This window comes from Janibacter sp. DB-40 (genome assembly GCF_029510815.1).
Taxonomy (GTDB): Bacteria; Actinomycetota; Actinomycetes; order Actinomycetales; family Dermatophilaceae; genus Janibacter.
Genome location: NZ_CP120360.1, coordinates 2697407 through 2717502, shown reverse-complemented (window position 1 = coordinate 2717502; position 20096 = coordinate 2697407). Strand labels below are relative to the sequence as shown.

At 69.5% G+C, this 20096-nt stretch carries 21 protein-coding genes, 1 tRNA gene and 1 rRNA gene; 11 read left to right on the top strand and 12 right to left on the bottom strand.

Features of this window, described 5'->3' with window-relative positions; all coding sequences use genetic code 11:
• The first annotated feature begins 86 nt into the window (after window positions 1–86).
• Both PVE36_RS12975 and PVE36_RS12970 read left to right on the top strand, forming a co-directional pair.
• Complete coding sequence (locus PVE36_RS12975) at window positions 87–965, top strand: LytR C-terminal domain-containing protein (protein WP_277452930.1); 879 nt, start codon at window positions 87–89, stop codon at window positions 963–965.
• Window positions 962–2161 carry a pyrophosphate--fructose-6-phosphate 1-phosphotransferase gene (locus PVE36_RS12970; RefSeq protein ID WP_277452929.1) on the top strand — a complete coding sequence of 400 codons (1200 nt, stop codon included), beginning with the start codon at window positions 962–964 and terminating at the stop codon, window positions 2159–2161. Before PVE36_RS12975 ends, PVE36_RS12970 begins: the two co-directional genes overlap by 4 nt.
• A gap of 19 nt (window positions 2162–2180) precedes the next feature.
• Here PVE36_RS12970 and PVE36_RS12965 read toward each other — a convergent pair whose 3' ends face one another.
• The 6 genes from PVE36_RS12965 to PVE36_RS12940 form a co-directional block, all read right to left on the bottom strand.
• Window positions 2181–2918, bottom strand: coding sequence for an enoyl-CoA hydratase-related protein (locus PVE36_RS12965; RefSeq protein WP_277452926.1), 738 nt, complete (start codon window positions 2916–2918; stop codon window positions 2181–2183).
• Entirely contained in the window at window positions 2918–3280 is a 363-nt protein-coding gene (locus PVE36_RS12960) for a YchJ family metal-binding protein (protein ID WP_277452925.1), read from the bottom strand. The genes PVE36_RS12965 and PVE36_RS12960 overlap by 1 nt, the downstream gene beginning before the upstream one ends.
• A gap of 23 nt (window positions 3281–3303) precedes the next feature.
• Window positions 3304–3729, bottom strand: a complete 426-nt coding sequence (locus PVE36_RS12955; RefSeq protein WP_277452924.1) for a VOC family protein — start codon at window positions 3727–3729, stop codon at window positions 3304–3306.
• 119 nt (window positions 3730–3848) lie between these two features.
• A tRNA-Pro gene (locus PVE36_RS12950) sits at window positions 3849–3925 on the bottom strand.
• A gap of 75 nt (window positions 3926–4000) precedes the next feature.
• Window positions 4001–4564 (bottom strand): hypothetical protein, encoded by a 564-nt coding sequence (locus PVE36_RS12945; protein WP_277452922.1) that lies wholly within the window; start codon window positions 4562–4564, stop codon window positions 4001–4003.
• Complete coding sequence (locus PVE36_RS12940; protein ID WP_277452920.1) at window positions 4561–5502, bottom strand: metallophosphoesterase; 942 nt, start codon at window positions 5500–5502, stop codon at window positions 4561–4563. The genes PVE36_RS12945 and PVE36_RS12940 overlap by 4 nt, the downstream gene beginning before the upstream one ends.
• A gap of 57 nt (window positions 5503–5559) precedes the next feature.
• Between PVE36_RS12940 and PVE36_RS12935 the strand changes: the two genes are divergently transcribed.
• Complete coding sequence (locus tag PVE36_RS12935; RefSeq protein ID WP_277452919.1) at window positions 5560–6018, top strand: GatB/YqeY domain-containing protein; 459 nt, start codon at window positions 5560–5562, stop codon at window positions 6016–6018.
• 97 nt (window positions 6019–6115) lie between these two features.
• Here PVE36_RS12935 and PVE36_RS12930 read toward each other — a convergent pair whose 3' ends face one another.
• The 3 genes from PVE36_RS12930 to PVE36_RS12920 all read right to left on the bottom strand — a co-directional run bounded on the left by PVE36_RS12930 (window position 6116) and on the right by PVE36_RS12920 (window position 10819).
• Window positions 6116–8626, bottom strand: a complete 2511-nt coding sequence (locus PVE36_RS12930; RefSeq protein WP_277452917.1) for a transglycosylase domain-containing protein — start codon at window positions 8624–8626, stop codon at window positions 6116–6118.
• A 64-nt stretch (window positions 8627–8690) separates the two neighbouring features.
• Window positions 8691–9848, bottom strand: a complete 1158-nt coding sequence (locus PVE36_RS12925) for an ArsA-related P-loop ATPase (RefSeq protein WP_277452915.1) — start codon at window positions 9846–9848, stop codon at window positions 8691–8693.
• On the bottom strand, window positions 9848–10819 hold the full coding sequence (locus PVE36_RS12920) for an ArsA-related P-loop ATPase (RefSeq protein WP_277452913.1): 972 nt from the start codon (window positions 10817–10819) through the stop codon (window positions 9848–9850). Before PVE36_RS12920 ends, PVE36_RS12925 begins: the two co-directional genes overlap by 1 nt.
• Window positions 10820–10872: 53 nt before the next feature.
• Between PVE36_RS12920 and PVE36_RS12915 the strand changes: the two genes are divergently transcribed.
• Genes PVE36_RS12915 through PVE36_RS12900 form a run of 4 tightly spaced genes read left to right on the top strand, consistent with a single transcriptional unit; the run spans window position 10873 to window position 13134 of the window.
• On the top strand, window positions 10873–11031 hold the full coding sequence (locus tag PVE36_RS12915) for a DUF4177 domain-containing protein (RefSeq protein ID WP_277237322.1): 159 nt from the start codon (window positions 10873–10875) through the stop codon (window positions 11029–11031).
• Window positions 11031–11495: a RidA family protein gene (locus tag PVE36_RS12910; protein ID WP_277452911.1), complete on the top strand. Its 465-nt coding sequence runs from the start codon at window positions 11031–11033 to the stop codon at window positions 11493–11495. The genes PVE36_RS12915 and PVE36_RS12910 overlap by 1 nt, the downstream gene beginning before the upstream one ends.
• Window positions 11495–12328, top strand: coding sequence for an NUDIX hydrolase (locus tag PVE36_RS12905; protein WP_277452909.1), 834 nt, complete (start codon window positions 11495–11497; stop codon window positions 12326–12328). Before PVE36_RS12910 ends, PVE36_RS12905 begins: the two co-directional genes overlap by 1 nt.
• On the top strand, window positions 12325–13134 hold the full coding sequence (locus PVE36_RS12900) for an MBL fold metallo-hydrolase (protein ID WP_277452907.1): 810 nt from the start codon (window positions 12325–12327) through the stop codon (window positions 13132–13134). Before PVE36_RS12905 ends, PVE36_RS12900 begins: the two co-directional genes overlap by 4 nt.
• A 15-nt stretch (window positions 13135–13149) precedes the next feature.
• Here the strand turns inward: PVE36_RS12900 and PVE36_RS12895 are convergent, their stop codons facing one another.
• The gene (locus PVE36_RS12895; RefSeq protein ID WP_277452904.1) at window positions 13150–13827 is read right to left on the bottom strand and encodes a Crp/Fnr family transcriptional regulator; all 678 of its coding nucleotides are present in this window, start codon (window positions 13825–13827) and stop codon (window positions 13150–13152) included.
• Window positions 13828–13964: 137 nt separating this feature from the next.
• On the opposite strand from PVE36_RS12895, the gene nth reads away from it, so the two are divergent.
• Both nth and PVE36_RS12885 read left to right on the top strand, forming a co-directional pair.
• Window positions 13965–14642 carry an endonuclease III gene (gene nth, locus PVE36_RS12890; protein ID WP_277455843.1) on the top strand — a complete coding sequence of 226 codons (678 nt, stop codon included), beginning with the start codon at window positions 13965–13967 and terminating at the stop codon, window positions 14640–14642.
• Window positions 14639–15319 (top strand): CoA pyrophosphatase, encoded by a 681-nt coding sequence (locus PVE36_RS12885; RefSeq protein WP_277452902.1) that lies wholly within the window; start codon window positions 14639–14641, stop codon window positions 15317–15319. Before nth ends, PVE36_RS12885 begins: the two co-directional genes overlap by 4 nt.
• Here PVE36_RS12885 and PVE36_RS12880 read toward each other — a convergent pair.
• Both PVE36_RS12880 and PVE36_RS12875 read right to left on the bottom strand, forming a co-directional pair.
• Window positions 15213–16112, bottom strand: a complete 900-nt coding sequence (locus PVE36_RS12880; RefSeq protein WP_277452900.1) for an alpha/beta hydrolase — start codon at window positions 16110–16112, stop codon at window positions 15213–15215. The genes PVE36_RS12885 and PVE36_RS12880 overlap by 107 nt on opposite strands.
• A gap of 89 nt (window positions 16113–16201) precedes the next feature.
• Window positions 16202–16660, bottom strand: coding sequence for a phage holin family protein (locus tag PVE36_RS12875; protein WP_277452899.1), 459 nt, complete (start codon window positions 16658–16660; stop codon window positions 16202–16204).
• Between the two features lie 245 nt (window positions 16661–16905).
• Between PVE36_RS12875 and PVE36_RS12870 the strand changes: the two genes are divergently transcribed.
• Together PVE36_RS12870 and PVE36_RS12865 are read left to right on the top strand one after the other, a co-directional pair.
• Window positions 16906–17775, top strand: a complete 870-nt coding sequence (locus PVE36_RS12870; RefSeq protein ID WP_277452897.1) for a glycerophosphodiester phosphodiesterase — start codon at window positions 16906–16908, stop codon at window positions 17773–17775.
• Window positions 17776–18340: 565 nt separating this feature from the next.
• A 16S ribosomal RNA gene (locus tag PVE36_RS12865) occupies window positions 18341–19865 on the top strand.
• The last annotated feature ends 231 nt before the right edge of the window (window positions 19866–20096 follow it).

Genomic DNA, 20096 nt, shown 5'->3' with positions numbered 1-20096 from the left:
ATAAAGTTCCTCTACAATGGAGACTCAGGGGAGGGGCGCAGATGACTGATCAGAACCACGGAACGGACCCGCACGAGGAGGGGCCCGTGTCGTATCGAGTCGTCGGCTTCGACGAGCTCGAGGGAGCCGCCGCCAGGCACTTCCGTCGTCAGCGTCGGCGACGCCTTCTCCTCTTCATCACCCTCCCCGGGCTCATTCTGGGGACCGCCACCGTCGCAACGGCGTACGGGACCGGTCTGCTCGGGATGAACGAGACCGTAAACTGTGCCCCGGTGACCGCGCCCGCCCCCGAGCGCGAGTCCTTCACGATCAACCTCCTCAACAGCAGCGACGCCGTCGGCCTGGCGGGTGAGGTCGGACGTGACCTCGAGCTGCGCGACTTCAAGGTCGCCTCGATCGGCAACGCCGACGACTCCGTCTACGTCGAGGGCCCGGCCACCATCTACTTCGGCGACGAGGGCCTGGAGAACGCTCTGCTGGTGCAGAAGCAGATCCCCGGCTCCAAGCTGTGGAACGACGCCCGGGGCGGGGAGAGCGTCCAGCTCGTGCTGGGTTACGGCTTCGAGAAGCTCGTCGACGAGCCCGACCCGCCACTGCCGGCGCCGTCCGAGATCTCCGTCAACGTCTACAACACGACGTGGAAGGAGGGGCTCGCGGCAGAGACGAGCGACACCCTCCAGGAGCGCGAGTTCACGGTGAAGAAGACGGGCAACGACCCGCAGAACTCCTTCCACGAGAACGAGGTCGGCGTCATCCGGTTCGGCCCGGAGGGCGAGCGAGCGGCCAAGCGACTGGCCGAGCAGGTCGAGGACATCCAGTTGCAGAAGGACGATCGCAGCGGAACCACGCTCGATCTGGTCCTCGGCAACGAGTGGGACGGCCTGAAGGCGCAGAGCGAGATCCCGCAGGTCAAGCCCTACGAGCGTCCGGCAGAGACGATCCAGCTGCCCTGCAAGAGCCAGTGAACGTTCGCACCGTGGCGATGCTGACGGCCGGGGGTATCGCCCCGTGCCTCTCGTCCGCGGTGGGCGGGCTCATCGAGCGCTACACCGACCGGGCCCCCGAGGTGCGCCTCATCGGCTACCTCGACGGTTATGCCGGCCTGCTCTCCGGCCGCAGCGTCGAGGTCACCGACGAGGTGCGTGCCACCGCGGGCCGTCTGCACGCCTTCGGTGGTTCCCCGCTCGGCAACTCCCGGGTCAAGCTGACCAATGCCGAGGACCTCGTGCGCCGCGGCCTCGTGGCGAAGGGGGGCGACCCCCTTCGCGTCGCGGCCGAACAGCTGCTCGAGGACGGGGTCGACGTCCTGCACACCATCGGTGGTGACGACACCAACACCACGGCGGCCGACCTCGCCCGCCACCTCGCCGAGGCGGGCCACGACCTGCGGGTCATCGGGCTGCCCAAGACGATCGACAACGACATCGTCCCGATCCGGCAGAGCCTGGGGGCGTGGACGGCGGCCGAGCAGGGGGCGCTCTTCGCCCGCAACGTCATCGGCGAGCACTCCTCGAACCCGCGGATGCTCATCATCCACGAGGTGATGGGGCGGCACAGCGGCTGGCTCACGGCCGAGACCGCTCGTCGGTACCGGGGCCACCTGCTCGAGCGCGAATTCGTCCCCGGGATCGGCAACGACCCCCGCCGGTGGGACGTGCACGCCGTCTACGTCCCCGAGGTGCCCGTCGACCTCGACGCGGAGGGTGAGCGACTCAGGGCGGTCATGGACGAGATCGGGTGCGTCAACGTCTTCCTCGCGGAGGGTGCCGGTGTGGACGACATCGTCGCCTCGCTCGAGGCCGCCGGTGAGGAGGTGCCGCGGGATGCCTTCGGCCACGTGGCCCTCGACGAGGTCAATCCGGGCGCCTACTTCGCGGAGAACTTCGCCGAGCGCCTCGGGGCGGAGAAGGCGAAGGTGTGGAAGTCGGGTTACTTCGCCCGCTCCGCCGCCCCGAACGCCGAGGACCTGGAGCTGATCGCCCGCTGCACCAACCTGGCGGTCGAGACCGCGCTGGCGGGCGGCTCGGGCGTCATCGGCCAGGACGTGGGGCGCGACGACGAGCTGCGCGCGATCGAGCTGGACCGCATCGCCGGTGGCGGGGCCTTCGACCCGACCGTCGAGTGGTTCGCCGACCTGCGCAGGGCCATCGGCCAGCCCTGACCCGGGGCCGTGTGGCTGCTCAGGCGCCGTGCTTGCGGCGCAGGGACCACATCTGCGGGGAGTGCTCGACCTCGACCGCGGAGTCCCACGCCAGACCGCCGGGAGCGGTCTCGCGCCGGAAGCTGCGCAGCACCCGGCGGGCCAGATCGGGGTCGACCGCCGCTCGGGCGGCCACGGCCCGGGCTGCGCCCTCCACGTCGGGATCCTCGTGCGCTGACCACGCGATCCCGAGATCGACTGCCCTCGTGCCGTCGACCTCCTCGCCGAAGAGACCCATGGCCGCAGCCGCCTCGCGCCCCGCGACCCGGTGCAGCAGGTGCAGGTGGCCGCCACCGGGATGGATCCCGATCTGGGCGAAGCCGGGCAGGAGGCGTGCGGAGCGCGAGACGACCCGCAGGTCGGTGGACAGGGCGAGGTTCAGGCCTGCTCCCACGGCCGCGCCGCGCACCGCTGCGATCGTGGGCACGTCGAGCGTCCCGATCGTCGTGAAGGCCGAGTAGACCGTCTCGAGGTCGCGGTACGCGGTGTCCTCGACCGGGTCCTTGCCGGTCTCGGCGAGGACGGAGCGGACCGCGCCGGCGCAGAAGTGCGCGCCGCCGGTGATGACGACGGCACCCACGTCGGCATCGGACTCCGCCGTGCGGGCGGCGTCGATGAGCTCGCGCGACATCTCCACCGACAGGGCGTTGCGCCGCTCCGGCGCTGCCAGCGTGATGGTCGCAACACCCTCCGTGGCGTCGTAGCGGACCTCGCCCATCATCGACCTTCCGTGTAGAACCAGCGTCCACCGCGCCGGGTGAACTCGCTGCGCTCGGCCAGCTCGCCCCCTTCGTGCCGGGCGGTGAAAACGACCGTCCCGGTCAGGTCGTCCGGGCCGCCATCGACGACCTCGGTGATCTCCAGACCCGTCCAGCGGGCCTCGCCGGGATTGACCACGGCCGGCCGGGTACGGCCGTCCCACGTGCGCCACAGGTGCTCCGCGTTGCCGAAGACGTGCGCCGTGTACCGGCTGCGCATCAGCTCCTCGGCGGTCTCGGCGAGGCGCTCGGTGGTCAGCAGCGGTCCGCAGCACTGCGACAGTGCCCGACCGGTGCCGCAGGGGCATGGCTCGTCAGTCATGGTCGCAGCGTAGTCAGGCGCTGTCAGGTCGCGAAGATCTGGGACTCGTCCGCGAAGGACTTGAACTCCAGGGCGTTGCCGGCCGGGTCTAGGAAGAACATCGTCCACTGCTCACCGGGCTGTCCCGCGAACCGCACGTACGGCTCGATGACGAACTCGACCCGGGCCGCTCGCAGCTTCTCCGCGAGGTCGTGGAAGTCGTCGTGGTCGAGCACGAGCCCGAAGTGGGGCACCGGCACCCGGTGGTCGTCCACCGGGTTGTGACCCGCCGGGCCCGGGGCGCCACCCGAGGTCTGGTGCGTGACCAGCTGGTGGCCGTAGAAGTTCCAGTCGATCCACAGCGTGTCCGAGCGCCCCTGCCCGAGCCCGAGCACGCCGCCGTAGAACTCTCGTGCAGTGTCGATGTCGTCGACCGGGATGGCGAGGTGGAAGCAGGGGCGGTGCGTCATGGGCGTCTCCTGAGGGATGGGATCCGCCCCCAGTACACCGCACGGTCGACAGGGCGCGGCGACGAGGCCCGGGGAACGAGAACACCGGCCCTGATCCGTGGATCAGAGCCGGTGTCAGATGGTCGGGGTGACAGGATTTGAACCTGCGACCTCGTCGTCCCGAACGACGCGCGCTACCAAGCTGCGCCACACCCCGAGGTGCCTGTGCTGCCCGCAGTGGGCAACGACAAGGAAGAATAACCCAGAGACTGCTTCGACCCGTAATCGGGTGTCACCCTCGCCCGTCGTCGGGTGGTGAGAGCGGGTCCAGGAGGCCCGGGCCCGTGGACCCGACCTCCGGGCCGAGCTCCTCCTCCGCCTCCTCGTCGCCGTCGTCGGTTGGTGCACCGCCGTCCGTCGTCCCGCCCCCGGTCGTGGCGGGGTCGGACGTGCCGTCACCCACGGTGGTCCCCTGTGGCGTGTCCGGGGTGAGGGGCTCGAGCGGTGGGACCACGGGCGCCCACGTTGGCTCGACCGGGGCGTAGGTGGCCGACGGCTCGGGCACCCACGTGCTGGTCGGCTCGGGAGACGGCGCCACGGGGGTCACCTCCACCGGCTCCGTCTCGCTCACCAGGTCCTCCGTCGCCGACACCAGAGCATCGGTCCGGGTCGTCGTCGAGGTGCTCGACGCGGAGGTCGAGGACGTGCTCGTCGTCGTCGAGGAGGGGGAGGGCCCGCCACCGGTGGACGGGGTCGGCAGGTCCACCTCCGGCTGCGCGGTCGCGAGGGCCCACGTCGTGGTGCCGGCGGCGAAGACGACGGCGGCCCCCAGGGCCACGGCCTCCTGGACCCTCACCGGGGATCTCCCGCCGCGGTCAAGGTCATCAGGCTCGCCTCCGGACGACAGGAGAAGCGCACCGGTGCGAAGCGCGAGGCGCCCAACCCGGCGGAGACGTGCAGCCAGGCCGCGTCCGGCGGCTGGACCCGACCGGAGCCCGCCCCCGTCCACCACCGGGAGACCCCCCTGGCGCGGCGGCGGTCGAGATCGCAGTTGGTCACGAGCGCCCCGAAGCCCGGGACACGCAGCTGCCCGCCGTGTGTGTGACCGGCGATGACCAAGCGCGCACCGTCGGCGGTCATGGCGTCGAGGACGCGCTGGTACGGCGCGTGCGCGACGCCGATCGTCAGGGCGGCGTCGGGGTCGGCCGGCGCGCTGACGGACGCGTAGTCGTCACGCTCGATGTGTGGGTCGTCCACCCCGACGAGATCGAGACGGCTGCCCTCCACCGCCATCGTCGTCCGGACGTTGTCGAGGTCGACCCAGCCGCGATCGGCGAGGCCGGCGCGCAGCTCCTCCGTGGGGAGCCGGACTTGACCGTCCGGGACCTTGGCGTAGGCCGACGTGAGGTACCGCCCGGGGTTCTTCGGCGTCGGCGCGAAGTAGTCGTTGGACCCCATGACGAAGACGCCCGGCCGCTCCAGCAGCGGGGCCAGCGCCTCGAGCGCCGGTGGGACGCCCCGGAGGTGGCTGAGGTTGTCGCCGGTGTTGACCACGAGGTCGGGCTCGAGGGCGGCGAGCGAGCGGATCCACTCCTGCTTGGCCCGCTGGCCCGGGACCATGTGTATGTCGCTCACCTGGAGCACGCGCAGCGGTCGCGAGCCCCGCGGCAGGACGGGTAGGGCGTACCGGCGGAGGGCGAACAGCCGGGGCTCGACGAGGGTGGCCCAGGCCAGGGCGGCCCCACCGGTGGCGGCGCCGTAGGCCGCGAGGCGGAGGGGCAGGGGAGTGGTCACCGGCTCATCTTCGCAAATGGTCCCGGGCGACGTGGGGATGCTGCGACAATCAGGCCCATGAGCGACTCGCTGAAGGCCACCCTCCGCACCGACCTCCACGCCGCGATGCGTGCGCGGGAGCAGGTCCGCGTGGACACCCTGCGCATGGTCCTCACCGGCGTCAGCAACGCGGAGGTCTCCGGCACCGAGGCCCATGAGCTCAGCGACGCGGAGACGCTCAAGGTCGTGGCCAAGGAGGCCAAGAAGCGCAAGGAGTCGGCCGCTGCCTACCGTGACGCCGGTCGGCCCGAGCTCGCCGAGCGTGAGGAGGCCGAGCTGGAGGTCCTGCAGGTCTACCTGCCGGAGCAGCTCGGTGACGAGGAGATCGCGGGGATCGTCGACCGGGCAGTGGACGAGGTCGGCGCGACCTCCATGGCCCAGATGGGGCAGGTCATGAAGATCGTTCAGGGCGAGGTCGCCGGCCGAGCGGACGGCGCCGCCGTCGCTGCGATGGTCAGGGCCCGGCTCGCCGGCTGACCGACCGCGGCCCAGACGCACGAGTCGCCCGGGGCGCGACGCAGGAGCGACGAAGGGGCCGGTCACCGCGATGGTGACCGGCCCCTTCGTCATGACCTCAGTCCGGTGAGCCGGACGCGGTCGCGGAGGGTCCACGGCCGTTGCCGTTGCCATTGTTGCCCAGCGCCTGCGGCTGCGCGGTGGACGACGGTGTGCTCGCCGGCGCCGGGGGTGGGGGAGCCGCCTGCGTCGTCGGGGCCGCCGGCGGTGGTGCCTGCGTCGTCGGGGTCGGCGGCGGGGGCGTGTACGGCGCGACCCCGCTGGAGATGTACATGGTGACCGTCGATCCCTCGAGGGCCTCGTCCCGCGGGTCGGTGTACGCGATCGACCCTGCCTGCTGGTTGCTGGACACGGTGCCTCCCTCCGTGACCTCGAAGCCTGCCTCCTCCAGCGCGGCTCTCGCCTGGGTCGGGCCCTCGCCCACGACGTCGGGGATGTCCCGGAGGTCGCCCTCGACGATCTTCTCGCTCGGCTCCTTGAAGCTCTTCCGCTCCATCCCCTTGGAAGCGGTGTTCATGATCTCCGTCCAGATCGGACCGGCCATCGTGCCGCCGTAGACCTTCTCGTAGAACTGACCGCCGATGGAGACGTTGGTCATCTTGTGCTCCGTGATCGGGGAGCCGACCCAGATGGCCGTGGACAGCTGGGGGGTGAAGCCGGCGAACCAGGACTGCTTGTTGTCATCCGTCGTCCCGGTCTTGGCGGCCGCCTCGCGGCCGTTCGCAAGGGTCATCGCGGCGGCGGTGCCGCCGTCCTCCATGGTGTTGGTGAGCAGTTGCGTCGCGCCACGCGCGATGCCCTTGTCGATGACCTGCTTGCACTTCGGGGGGGCGATCTTCATCTTCGTGCCGTCGGCGCGGGTGATGGACTCGATCGGTGTCGGCGGGCAGTACTCGCCATCCGCGGCGAGGGTGGCGTAGGAGGAGGCGAGCTGCAGCGGCGACGTCGAGTCCGATCCGAGCACGATGTTGGAGATCGCGTACCGGCCCTTGATCTTCTCGCCGCCGCCCCGGGCCAGTCCGTAGGGCAACCCGTAGCCGTCGGTGAGCCCCATCTTCGCCATGACCTTCGGGATCGAGCACGAGCCGATGTCGGAGGCGAGCTCGGCGAAGGCGGTGTTGACCGACCTCTTCGTCGCCTCACCCATCGTCATCGTGCCACCCGCCGCGGACTCTGCGTTCGCCACCGTCCACGGGTCGGTCGTGGTGCAGTTCTTCTGGAAGTCGTCCCGGGTGTAGGTGGCCGAGCTGCCCGCGGGAGCGTCGATCGTGGACTCCATGGGCTTGCCCTTCTGCAGGGCGGCGACGAGCGCGTACATCTTGGCCGTCGAACCGATGGCGAAGCCGTTGGTCCCGCCGTACTGCGCCGGCACGCTCCACGCCTGCTCGGAGTACTTGGTCGTCGCCTGCTCCATGCCGACCTTGTACTCAGAGGTCTGGGCGATGGCACGCACCTTGCCGGTGCCCGGTTGGACGATCGCCCCCGCGGCGCCGAAACGTTCGGTTCCGGACGGCACCCGGTCGGTCAGGTTCTCCTTGAGCTGCTTCTGCCAGTCACGGCGCAGCGTCGTCTTGATCGTCAGCCCCGCGGTGTTGATCGTCTGCATGCGGGCGTCCGGGTTCGGGCCCAGCTCGGGCATCTGCCTCAGGTAGGAGATGACGTAGTTGCAGAAGTACGGGTCGGACGCCTTCGAGCAGGTGCCGCCCTCGTTCTGGCGGATCTTGAGCAGGTCCTCCAGGTCCTTGGCCTTGGCCTTCTCGCCCTCCTCCTGGGTGGCCCAACCCAGCTCGACCATCCGGTCGATGACGACGTCGCGACGCTGCTGGACCTCCTCGGTGTTCGTCCGTGCGTTGAGCCGGCTGGGGGACTGGACCACGCCGGCGAGGGTCGCGGCCTCGGCGAGCCCGAGGTCCTTCGCGTGCTTGCTGAAGAAGTGCAGGGACGCCGCCTCGACACCGTAGGCCTGGTCGCCGTAGTAGGCGAGGTTGAGGTAGCTGCCGAGGATCTGCTTCTTGGTGTGGGTCTTCTCGACGTTGAGCGCATACTTCAGTTCCTGGAGCTTGCGCGCGTACGTTTGCTCCGTCGCCGCTGCGACGGCCTCCCGGTTGTCGTTGCGCGCGGCCTTCTCCACCAGCATCATCTTCACGTACTGCTGGGTGATCGAGGACCCGCCCTGGGTCGACTGCGAGGTCAGGTTCGACACGAGGGCGCGGCTCGTGCCCCGCACGTCGATGCCGCCGTGCTCGTAGAAGCGACTGTCCTCGATGGCCAGCTGCGCCTTCCGCATCACCGGTGCGATCTTCTCCAGGGGCACGACGATGCGGTTCGCGTCGTAGGGGGTGGCGAGGAGCTTGTCGTCCGCCGAGAAGATCTTCGACTGCTGGGCCAGCGGGTTGGCCGTGAACTCGTCATCGAGGTTGTTGAACCCCTGCGCGGTGGCCTTCGCTGCATTGCCGGAGGCGCCGGCGAAGGGGATGACGAGTCCGGCGCCGACGAGTCCGATGCCGACCGACACGGCGACGAAGGCGCAGAGCAGCCGGGCAAGATGTGGCATCCGGGAGGCAGACATGCGGCAAAGGGTAACCTCCGAACCTGAGCGGATCCGGCAAGCGCGGCGGCGGTTCGGCGCCTCGTCACGGACGCCCGGCGAGCGCCTTCCCGATGTCGCGCAGCCCCGTGAGGTCGTGGATGTCGACCGGGTGCGCCGGGACCGTGCCGACCGGGACTCCCGGGTGCGAGGTGCGAAAGCGCGTGATGATCGCCCGGTGGCGGGCCGCGTCCTCGGCGGCCTGGGCGTGCACTCGCAGCAGCGAGACCGCGAGGGGGTGGCTCCCCATGGCCTCGAGCCGGTCCGCGGCGTCCTCGGCGCGCCCCGCGCTCAGCTGCTTGGCAGCGGTCACGCGCACCCGGTTGACGAGGAGCCCGGCCAGAGGCATCTGCTCGCTGGCGAGGCGCTCGATGAAGAATCCCGCCTCCCGCATCGCGTCGCGCTCCGGTGAGGCCACGACGAGGAAGGAGGTCTCCGGGTCGGCCAGGAGTGCATACGTCTGGTCCGCCCGCTGGCGGAAGCCGCCGAACATGGTGTCCATGGCGGCGACGAAGGTCTGCATGTCGCGCAGCAGCTCCCCGCCGAGCAGCTTCGTCATGATCCCGCCGGCCAGCGAGACCCCGGCACCGAAGACGCGAAGGGAGGCGCGGCCCCCGACCTTCGCCGGCGCCATGAGCAGTCGGATGAAGCGCCCGTCGAGGAAGGACCCCAGTCGTTTGGGGGCGTCGAGGAAGTCCAGGGCGGAGCGTGAGGGCGGGGTGTCGACAATGATCAGGTCCCAGTCGCGCGACCCGTCGCTGATCTGGGCGCGCAGCTGCCCGAGCTTCTCCATCGCCATGTACTCCTGCGTCCCGGCGAAGGAGCTGGAGACCGCGACGTAGAAGGGGTTGGCCAGGATCTGGGCGGCCTTGTCGGGGGAGGCGTGGGCCTCGACGACCTCGTCGAAGGTCCGCTTCATGTCGAGCATCATCGCGTCCAGCGAACCGCCCTCCGAGGTGTCCAGGCCCGTCACCGGACGCGGGGTGTTGTCCAGCTCGTCCAGCCCGAGGGACTGGGCCAGCCGTCGTGCGGGGTCGATCGTGAGGACGACCACGCGACGTCCCTGCTCGGCGGCTCGCACGGCCAACGCGGCAGCGGTCGTCGTCTTGCCGACGCCACCGGAGCCACAGCACACGATGATCCGTCGTGCGGGGTCGGCGATGACGGCATCGAGGTCCAGGCCCGTCTCTGTCCGGGTGGCCATCACACGCCTCCCTGCTCGGCGAGGGTTCCGGCGAGCACCCGCAGGTCCCCCGACTCCACGCCGTCGGCCAGGTGCGGCAGCGTGCGGACGGGGACGGGGAGCCGGGCCAGCACCTGTTGTTGCTCGAGCTGCAGCCGGGCCCGCATCACGTGGTCGGCGCCCTCGCGGAGCAGTCCGGAGACCATCGCCGGTCCGGCCTTGATGTCGACGACGCCGAGGGCCTCGCTCACCACGTCCCTCACCTCCGGCGACTGGTCCGCGACCGTGGCGGCGTGCTCGTCCGCGACGAGCCGCTGGCGGACGCCGTTGGCGATGACCGACCCCACCCGCAGGGAGAGGCCACCGAGCTCGGCGATGGCGTCACTCGTCTCCTGGACCGGCATCTCCTCCAGGAGGGTCACCACGTGCACCGACGTGGCCGGGCTCTGCAGGACGCGGGTGATCGACTCGGCCTGGTTGTGGATGGGCCCCATCCGGGCGACCTCGGAGACCTCCTGGTTGACCGCGAGGAACCGGCCGATCCGTCCCGTGGGCGGAGCGTCGAGGACGACCGCGTCGTACACGGGGCGCTTGCGGGCCCCCTTCGTCTGCCGCCCGACGGCCTCGTAGACCTTGCCGATGAGCAGCACGTCCCGGACCCCCGGGGCGATCGTCGTGGCGAAGTCCACCGCCCCGACCTTCTCCAGCACGGAACCCGCCCGCCCGAGCTTGTAGAACTTCTGCAGGTACTCCAGCAGCGCGCTCTTGGCGTCCACGGACAGGCCGAAGAGCTCTCCGCCGGACGGGTCGCTGACGAGGTGGCGCTCGCTCGACCCGAGCGGAGCCACGTCGAGCACCTGCGAGATCCCCTGGCGCCCCTCCACCTCGGCGAGCAGGACGCGTTGACCGCGAGCCGTCAGGGCCAGGGCCATCGCGGCGGCGACGGTCGTCTTGCCCGTCCCGCCCTTGCCGGTCACGACGTGCAGCCTCACGCGAGGGTCCGAGGGGGAGTCCACACCCGTCAGCCTACGAGTAGGGTGCCGACATGACCCAGTGGGAGTACGCAACAGTGCCGCTCATCGTCCATGCCACCAAGCAGATCCTCGACCAGTGGGGCGAGGACGGGTGGGAGCTCGTCCAGGTCGTCCCCGGCCCGGACGGGACCAACCTGGTGGCCTACCTCAAGCGACCCAAGGGCGCCTGATGGGACGCATCGACGATCGCCTGGCCGAGCTGTCCATCGCGCTCGCGGAACCGGCCGCACCGGCAGGCGCCTACGTCCCGGCCCTCGTGGACGGCAACCACGTCCTCACGTCCGGACAGCTGCCGATGGTCGACGGGCAGCTGCTCGAGGCCGGGCACGTCGGCGCCGAGGTCGACCCGGACCGGGCCAAGGAGCTCGCGAGGACGTGCGCGATCAACGCGCTCGCCGCCGTGAAGTCCGCCATCGGGGACCTCGACCGCGTCGAGCAGGTCACCAAGGTCGTCGGTTTCGTCTCCAGCGCACCCGACTTCACCGGGCAGCCCGGCGTCATCAACGGCGCCAGCGAGCTGTTGGGCGAGGTCTTCGGCGAAGGAGGCATGCACGCCCGGTCCGCCGTGGGCGTCGCGGCGCTCCCACTCGGCTCGCCGGTCGAGGTCGAGGTGACCGTGAGGTTGCGCGACTGATGGTCGAGCGGGACTTCCTGCTCGACGTCGACGCCCGGCGAACGCTCGGGGTGGCGGAGGGCAACGGCACTCCCGCCGAACCGGTCACCCCGCGGCTGGCGTCGACCGTGATGCTGCTGCGTGATGACGAGGGCCCGCTCGAGGTCTTCATGCTCCGTCGCGTGGCCCAGATGGAGTTCGCTGCGTCGATGCACGTCTTCCCCGGGGGTGCGGCCGACCGGCGCGATGCCGAGGACGAGCTGCCGTGGGCCGGGCCGGCTGTCGAGGAGTGGGCGGAGCTGCTCGGCACCGACGAGGCCGCGGCACGGATGCTCGTCGCCGCTGCGGTGCGCGAGGTCTTCGAGGAGACCGGTGTCCTGCTGGCCTCGCCGGCCGGCGCGGAGGGTGAGCCGCCGCAGCTCGACCTCGATGCCGCACGGGAGCTGCGTCGGGCCCTCGTGGCCCGCGAGGTCGGTTTCGGTCAGGTCCTGCTGGATCGTCGGCTCGTCCTGCGCAGCGACCTGCTGCGGTACCGGGCGCACTGGATCACGCCCGTCGTCGAGCCGCGACGCTACGACACGAGGTTCTTCGTCGCCGCCGTCCCCACGGGCCAGGACCCCGACGGCGACACCAGCGAGGCGGACCGGTCCGGCTGGACCCGGCCGCAGGCGCTGCTCGACGCGTTCGCCGACGGCGACGTCATGCTGATGCCCCCGACGATCGTCAGCCTGGAGCAGCTGGCCCCCGTGAGCACCGTGCGGGCGGCCATGGAGCAGGACCTTCCCATCGCGCCGGTGATGCCGGAGTTCGTCATCTCCGACGCCGGGCCGGCCATGCGCGCGAGCCTGCCGTGAGCCCGGCACGTCCTCCCGAGCCCTCCGCCCCCGTCGGGGAGTGGCACGGCGGTCAGATCACGGTGCACGCGCACTGTCTCCTCCAGGGCAACCCCGGGCCCATGACGCTCGACGGGACCAACACCTGGGTCCTGCTCCCGCCCGGCGGGAGCGAGGCGATCGTCATCGACCCCGGTGAGGACGAGGCGGCGCACCAGCAGCGCGTGGTCGACCACGTCGCATCGCTCGGGGCGCGCGTCGGTCGCATTGTGCTCACGCACGGTCACCTCGACCACAGCGAGGGCGCGCCTCGTCTGGCGCGGCTCACCGGTGCTCCCGTCCAGGCCGTCGGGCAGGGGCACGACGACCTGTCCGACGGCGATGTGCTGCGGACCGCGGGCCTGGAGGTCCGCGTCGTGACCACCCCGGGGCACACCGCCGACTCGATCTCATTCGCCCTCCCGGCCGACAACGCGCTGCTGACCGGGGACACGGTCCTCGGACGGGGCACCACCGTCGTCGCCCATCCCGACGGGGAGCTGGCCGCCTACCTCGACTCACTCGAGCGCATCAAGACGCTCACCGGTGGGGGAGAGGTCGCCTCGATCCTTCCCGGTCACGGACCGACGATCCCCGACGCCGCCTCGATGGTCGACTTCTACCGGCTTCACCGGCGCGAGCGACTCGACCAGGTCCGCGCGGCACTCGCCGACGGTGCGCGGACGGCCGACGATGTCGTGGCGACGGTGTACGCGGACGTCGACCACTCGGTGTGGCCGGCCGCGAAGATGTCGGTCCTGGCCCAGATGGCCTACCTCGGGGCCTGAGCCCGCTCGCTCGGGTCAGCGGGCGCGGCGGGTGAGGCGCTCGACGTCGAGGAGCAGGACGGCGCGCGCCTCGAGGCGGAGCCACCCACGGCCGGCGAAGTCGGCGAGGGCCTTGTTGACCGTCTCGCGGGAGGCGCCGACGAGCTGGGCGAGCTCTTCCTGGGTGAGGTCGTGGGCGACCATGACGCCCTCCTCGACCGGACGTCCGAAGCGCTGGCTCAGCTCGAGCAGGGCCTTGGCCACGCGACCGGGGACGTCGGTGAAGACCAGGTCGGCGAGGTTCTCGTTGGTCCGACGCAGGCGTCGGGCGAGGGCGCCCAGCAGCGTGCCCGCGATACGGGGATGGCTGCTGAGCAGGGTGACCAGCTGCTCGTGCCCGAGTCCGATCAGCTGCGTCTCGGCCACGGCGGTCGCCGTGGCCGTGCGCGGACCGGGGTCGAAGAGGCTGAGCTCTCCCAACATCTCGGACGGGCCGAGGATCGCCAGCAGATTCTCCCGGCCGTCCGTGGAGGAGCGGCCGAGCTTGATCTTGCCCTCGGTGATGACATACAGACGATCACCCTGGTCGCCCTCGTTGAAGAGGACGTCCCCGCGCTCCATGCGCACGGGGGTCATCGTCGCCATCACCTCGGCGGCGTCGGCGTCGTCAAGAGTCGCGAAGAGCGGGGCGCGGCGTACGACATCGAGGTTCACACAGCGCAGTGTGCCATGCGAGGGGATTTCCGTGGGGTCTGGTCGCCCGGAAGACGCAGGTCGCACCCCATTAGGCTGCGAGGGTGTCTGCCGAACGCGTCGAGTCACCACTCGCTCTGACCCGTCGAGCTCGCCGCATGTACCGCACCCTGCACGAGCGGTACCCGTACGCGCACTGCGAGCTCGACTTCGCCAACCCCCTGCAGCTGCTCGTCGCGACCGTGCTCTCGGCGCAGACGACGGACGTCACGGTCAACCGGGTCACCCCTGCCCTGTTCTCCCGCTGGCCCACCGCGGCCGACCTGGCGTCGGCCGACCGGACCGAGATGGAGGAGGTCCTGCGGCCGACCGGCTTCTACCGGGCCAAGACCAACTCGGTGATCACGCTGGGTGCGGCCCTCGTGGAGCGGTACGACGGACAGGTCCCGCCGCGGTTGGCGGACCTGGTCACGCTTCCGGGCGTCGGTCGCAAGACCGCGAACGTCGTCCTCGGCAATGCCTTCGGCGTCCCGGGGATCACGGTCGACACCCACTTCGGTCGGTTGTCGCGGCGCATGGGCTGGACGGACGAGGAGGACCCCGTCAAGGTCGAGCAGGCCGTCGGCCGGCTCATCCCGCGCAAGGAGTGGACGATGCTCAGCCACGTGGTGATCTTCCACGGACGGCGGACCTGCCACGCCCGGCGACCGGCGTGCGGTGCCTGCCCCGTGGCCAGGTGGTGTCCCTCGTACGGCGTGGGTGAGACCGACCCCGTGGCGGCGGCCAAGCTCCTCAAGTTCGAGCTGGCGCCGGGCACGGAGGCGAAGGGGGGATGACCGGCCACACCGGGGCGGAGCCGCCCGAGTGGCTGCTGGAGTGCGAGGTGAACCTCCACGCGGACCTGCCGGACTGGTTCACCCGTTTCGAGCCGCCCGACGACCCGCCGCGTCGCTCCGCGGTCCTGATGCTCTTCGGTCCCGGCGACGCCGGGCCCCGCGTGGTGCTCACGGAGCGGTCGGAGACCCTGCGCAGCCACGCCAGCCAGGTCTCCTTCCCGGGCGGCAAGCTCGATCCGGGTGAGACCGCGGTCCAGGCCGCGCTGCGGGAGACGTGGGAGGAGGTCGGGGTGGACCCCTCAGAGGTCGAGGTCATCGGTTCCTTCCCCGACCTGTGGCTCGGGCCGAGCAGCAACGCCGTGACCCCGGTGCTGGGCTGGGTGCGAGAGCCGCACCCCCTTCGCGTCATCGACAGGGGAGAGGTGGCCCGTGTCGAGTGGGTGCCGGTCGCGGACCTCGTCGAACCGGCCAACCGATTCACCGTCAAGGGCCCGTCCGGTTACGTCGGGCCGGGCTTCGACGTGGCGGACCTGTTCGTCTGGGGGTTCACCGCACAGCTGCTCGCGGTGCTCATCGAGGCCGCGGGGATCGATGTCCCGTGGGACGAGGCCGTCCGGCGGCGGTTGCCGTGGCGCTTCGTGCGGCAGTACCTCCATGGCCGGGGTGGACGGCGCTGAGCCAGTCGACGAGGAGCGAGTTCATCTGCGACGGCGCCTCCTCGGGCACGAAGTGACCGACGCCCGGCACCTCGGCGGTCTGCAGCGGCCCGCTCGTGTGGCGACGGCTCTCCGCGGACAGGATCGGCAGCGAGGACGGGTCCCGCTGCCCGTGGACGTGGAGGACGGGGACCGTGATCCCCTCGGAGACCCGGTGGAGGTATCGCACACCCGACGGGGTGAGCGGGCAGCGATAGAGCCACCGGTGGTACTCCGCGGCGGCCTGACCGGCGAAGGGCACGGACACCGCCTCCGTGTACCGCGCGACCACCTGCGGGGTCAGCCATGCACGGTCCGGTCCGGACCAGGCGTGGAGACGGCGGCCCACCGTGGTGGCCTGGCGGCCGGGCGCGAAGGGGGCCTGCATCGCCCTGAGGTTGCCGTTGGAGCGCCACTGGAGGGGGTGCCTCCACATCGCGCGGTGGAAGACCGCCGGATGGGGTACGTCCACCGGCGCGATGGCGGCGGTCACGTCGGGATGCAGCGCCGGCATGCCCCACGTGAACCAGGCACCCAGTCCGTGGCCGACGAAGACGGCTCGGTCCGCGCCCAGACTGCGCACGACGGCGGCGAGGTCGTCGCACGCCGTCGGGCCGTCGTACCCGGTGGGTGGCTTGTCGCTCGCCCCGAAGCCGCGTAGGTCTAGCGCGACCGCGCGATACCCCGCCGCGGCCACGGCGGGAAGCTGGAATCGCCATGCCCACCAGAACTGCGGGTAGCCGTGCACGAAGAGGACGAGGGGACCGCTGCCCATGGCAGCGACGTGGAACCGGGCGCCGTTCGCGGAGACGAACCGGTGCTCCCACGGCCCCTCGACCAGGGCCGCGGCGGCGTCGGGAGGGTTCAGCTGCCCGGCTTGATGGCCGTCATCGACTCCTGCGCGTTGCGGATGGCCCGCTGCGGCACCGCGTTCGCCTTGGCCTTCTTCATGGCCTTGACCCCCAGGAGACCGAGGACCGCTGCGATGAGGAAGAGGACCAGCGTCACGATCAGGTAGCCCGCCCACACCGGCAGCCAGACGGCGATCACCTGGGCGAGGGTGTGGAAGAGGAAGATCAGCCCGAGCAGGGCGAGGAAGGCCGCGACGCCGAGGAAGGCCGCGCCCTTGCCGCCGAAGGAGACGCCCCGGGAGACCTCGGTCTTGGCGAGCTGGATCTCGTTCTGGATCAGGGAGGAGATGTCGTGCGAGGCGTCGGCGACGAGCTGACCGACGGTCCGCTCGGTCTCCCCAGGGGCCGGCTGCCCGACGACGCGGTGGGCGGCTCGCTCGGCGGGGGTGCTGGTGGCGCTGTCGTTGCTCATGGTGCTCCTGGTCGCGACGGTGACCCGCCGCTGACGGGCCGGGCCTTGTGCAGTTGCAAGCCTACCCACGAGTCGAGGGGAACGTCGGCAAGCGGGGTCACGAGACGCTGCCGGTCGCCGCTGCGCGTGGTGTGGGTGACCGCTGGGTGGCTGGTGGGGATGTACCCGGCGAAGAACTGGTGAAGCCGTGCGGGATGGGACTTGCGGGGCTGGGCAACCGCTGTCTCCGGGGCAACCATGGAGACATGAGCTACGGCATCCAGGGTCAGCCACTGGCCATCGCCCACCGTGGCGGTGCCCTCATCGCTCCTGAGAACACCCTGGCGGCCTTCGCGATGTCGACCGCTCTCGGACTGGGTTACCTCGAGAGCGACGTCCGGCTCACCGCGGACGGGGAACTGGTCTGCTTCCACGACGAGGTGCTCGACCGCTGCACCACGGGACGAGGTCGGGTCTCCGCCCACACGAGCGACCAGCTGCGCGCGCACGTGCGGGTGGCGGGTACGGAGCGCATCCCGACCCTCGAGGAGGCGCTGGAGGCCTTCCCGGATGCCTGCTTCACGGTCGACCTGAAGGAACGAGCCGCCATCGCGCCCATGGCCCGGCTCCTCCAGCGCCGGGACTACGCGGAGCGGGTCTGCGTCGCCGGCGCCTGGGACGGCTGGCTGCAACTCCTGGCGTCACAGGTGCCGCACGTCCGCACCGCCCTGGGGTGGCGGTCCCTGGCCGCGCTCCTCTCCGCGTCGACGGTGGGCCTCCAACCGCCGGCCGTGACCGTGGCCGGACGCTTCGCACACCTCCCGATCCGGCTCGGGCGTCTCCCGGTGCACTCGCCCTCGCTCGTGCGACGGGCCCACCGTCTGGGTGTGCGGGTCGTGGTGTGGACGGTCAACGAACCGGCCCTGATGGACGAGCTGTTGGACATGGGAGTGGACGGGATCATCACCGACCGGCCGGACATCCTGCGCACCGTCCTGATTCGCCGGGGGGCGTGGGCACCGATGCGGGGGACGAGGCCGGGCGGGGACACCCGGGCCGTCCCGGAACCCACCCGTCGCGGGCCGGACGGGCACTCCCGGAGAGGCGATTTGGCGTCGGGTCGACGGGTGATCTAATGTTTCATCTGTCAGCCCGAGAGGGAGGAACGGACACCAAGTGGTGGCCCTTGCAGGGTCGCACCAAGTAGGCCGGTCCCAGGACTGACAGCCCCTCGTTCGAATCGCAGGATCCACGGTCATCGCGACCACGGAGACACGGATTTGGAGCCGTACAGCCTCGCTGCTACGGTGGGTCACCGCCGCTGAAGATCCAAGCGCGATCAAGCAGTCCGGCCCCTCAGAGAGCGGGTCACGGATTTGACGCCCAAGCATGGACAGCGGCAAGATGGAGAAGTTGCCCCTTGTGCAGGTCGCCGGTTGGTGGGTTGTGTGGGGTGTGCGTGTGAATCTTGAGAACTCAACAGCGTGTCAAATGATCGATGCCAATACCTCGTTCCTTGGCTGATCTGGCCTGTGCCGTGTGGTGTGGGTTGGTTTGGTTGGGGAGCATTTTCTTTTGGTTGATTGAGACAAGTAGCAGTTTTTGCTAGTTGTTCTTGCTCAGCCGGGATTTTAGGCCCTTTGTTGGGTTATTGATTGGCTTCTGCTCCTGGGTTTTGCCTGGGGGTGGGGGTTTTTATCATCAACGGAGAGTTTGATCCTGGCTCAGGACGAACGCTGGCGGCGTGCTTAACACATGCAAGTCGAACGGTGAAGCTCCAAGCTTGCTTGGGGTGGATCAGTGGCGAACGGGTGAGTAACACGTGAGCAACCTGCCCCAGACTCCGGAATAAGCGCTGGAAACGGCGTCTAATACTGGATATGAGATCAGTCCGCATGGGCATGGTCTGGAAAGTTTTTCGGTCTGGGATGGGCTCGCGGCCTATCAGCTTGTTGGTGAGGTAATGGCTCACCAAGGCGACGACGGGTAGCCGGCCTGAGAGGGCGACCGGCCACACTGGGACTGAGACACGGCCCAGACTCCTACGGGAGGCAGCAGTGGGGAATATTGCACAATGGGCGAAAGCCTGATGCAGCGACGCCGCGTGAGGGATGACGGCCTTCGGGTTGTAAACCTCTTTCAGCAGGGAAGAAGCGAAAGTGACGGTACCTGCAGAAGAAGCACCGGCTAACTACGTGCCAGCAGCCGCGGTAATACGTAGGGTGCGAGCGTTGTCCGGAATTATTGGGCGTAAAGGGCTTGTAGGCGGTTTGTCGCGTCTGCTGTGAAAATCCGAGGCTCAACCTCGGACTTGCAGTGGGTACGGGCAGACTAGAGTGTGGTAGGGGAGACTGGAATTCCTGGTGTAGCGGTGAAATGCGCAGATATCAGGAGGAACACCGATGGCGAAGGCAGGTCTCTGGGCCACTACTGACGCTGAGAAGCGAAAGCATGGGGAGCGAACAGGATTAGATACCCTGGTAGTCCATGCCGTAAACGTTGGGCGCTAGGTGTGGGACTCATTCCACGAGTTCCGTGCCGCAGCTAACGCATTAAGCGCCCCGCCTGGGGAGTACGGCCGCAAGGCTAAAACTCAAAGGAATTGACGGGGGCCCGCACAAGCGGCGGAGCATGCGGATTAATTCGATGCAACGCGAAGAACCTTACCAAGGCTTGACATATACCGGTAACACCCAGAGATGGGTGCCCCTTTTTGGTCGGTATACAGGTGGTGCATGGTTGTCGTCAGCTCGTGTCGTGAGATGTTGGGTTAAGTCCCGCAACGAGCGCAACCCTCGTTCTATGTTGCCAGCACGTAATGGTGGGGACTCATGGAAGACTGCCGGGGTCAACTCGGAGGAAGGTGGGGATGACGTCAAATCATCATGCCCCTTATGTCTTGGGCTTCACGCATGCTACAATGGCCGGTACAATGGGCTGCGAAACCGCAAGGTGGAGCGAATCCCAAAAAACCGGTCTCAGTTCGGATTGGGGTCTGCAACTCGACCCCATGAAGTCGGAGTCGCTAGTAATCGCAGATCAGCAACGCTGCGGTGAATACGTTCCCGGGCCTTGTACACACCGCCCGTCAAGTCACGAAAGTCGGTAACACCCGAAGCCGGTGGCCCAACCCTCGTGGAGGGAGCCGTCGAAGGTGGGACTGGCGATTGGGACTAAGTCGTAACAAGGTAGCCGTACCGGAAGGTGCGGCTGGATCACCTCCTTTCTAAGGAGCTTTCAATGCCCCGGCCACTGCTTTTGGTGGTGGTTGGTGGTCATGCCCGGTTGTGTCGGCGGATGTCCGGCAGCCGGGTGCTCTGGGTGGAACATCGATCATGACATCGTGACCCTGGTGGGTCGCGTGCTAGTACCTGCAGCCCCTTGGTGGGGGTGTGGTGGAACGCCGCGGCTGGTCGGGGTGGGTGTCGGACACGTTGTTGGGTCCTGAGGGTTCAGG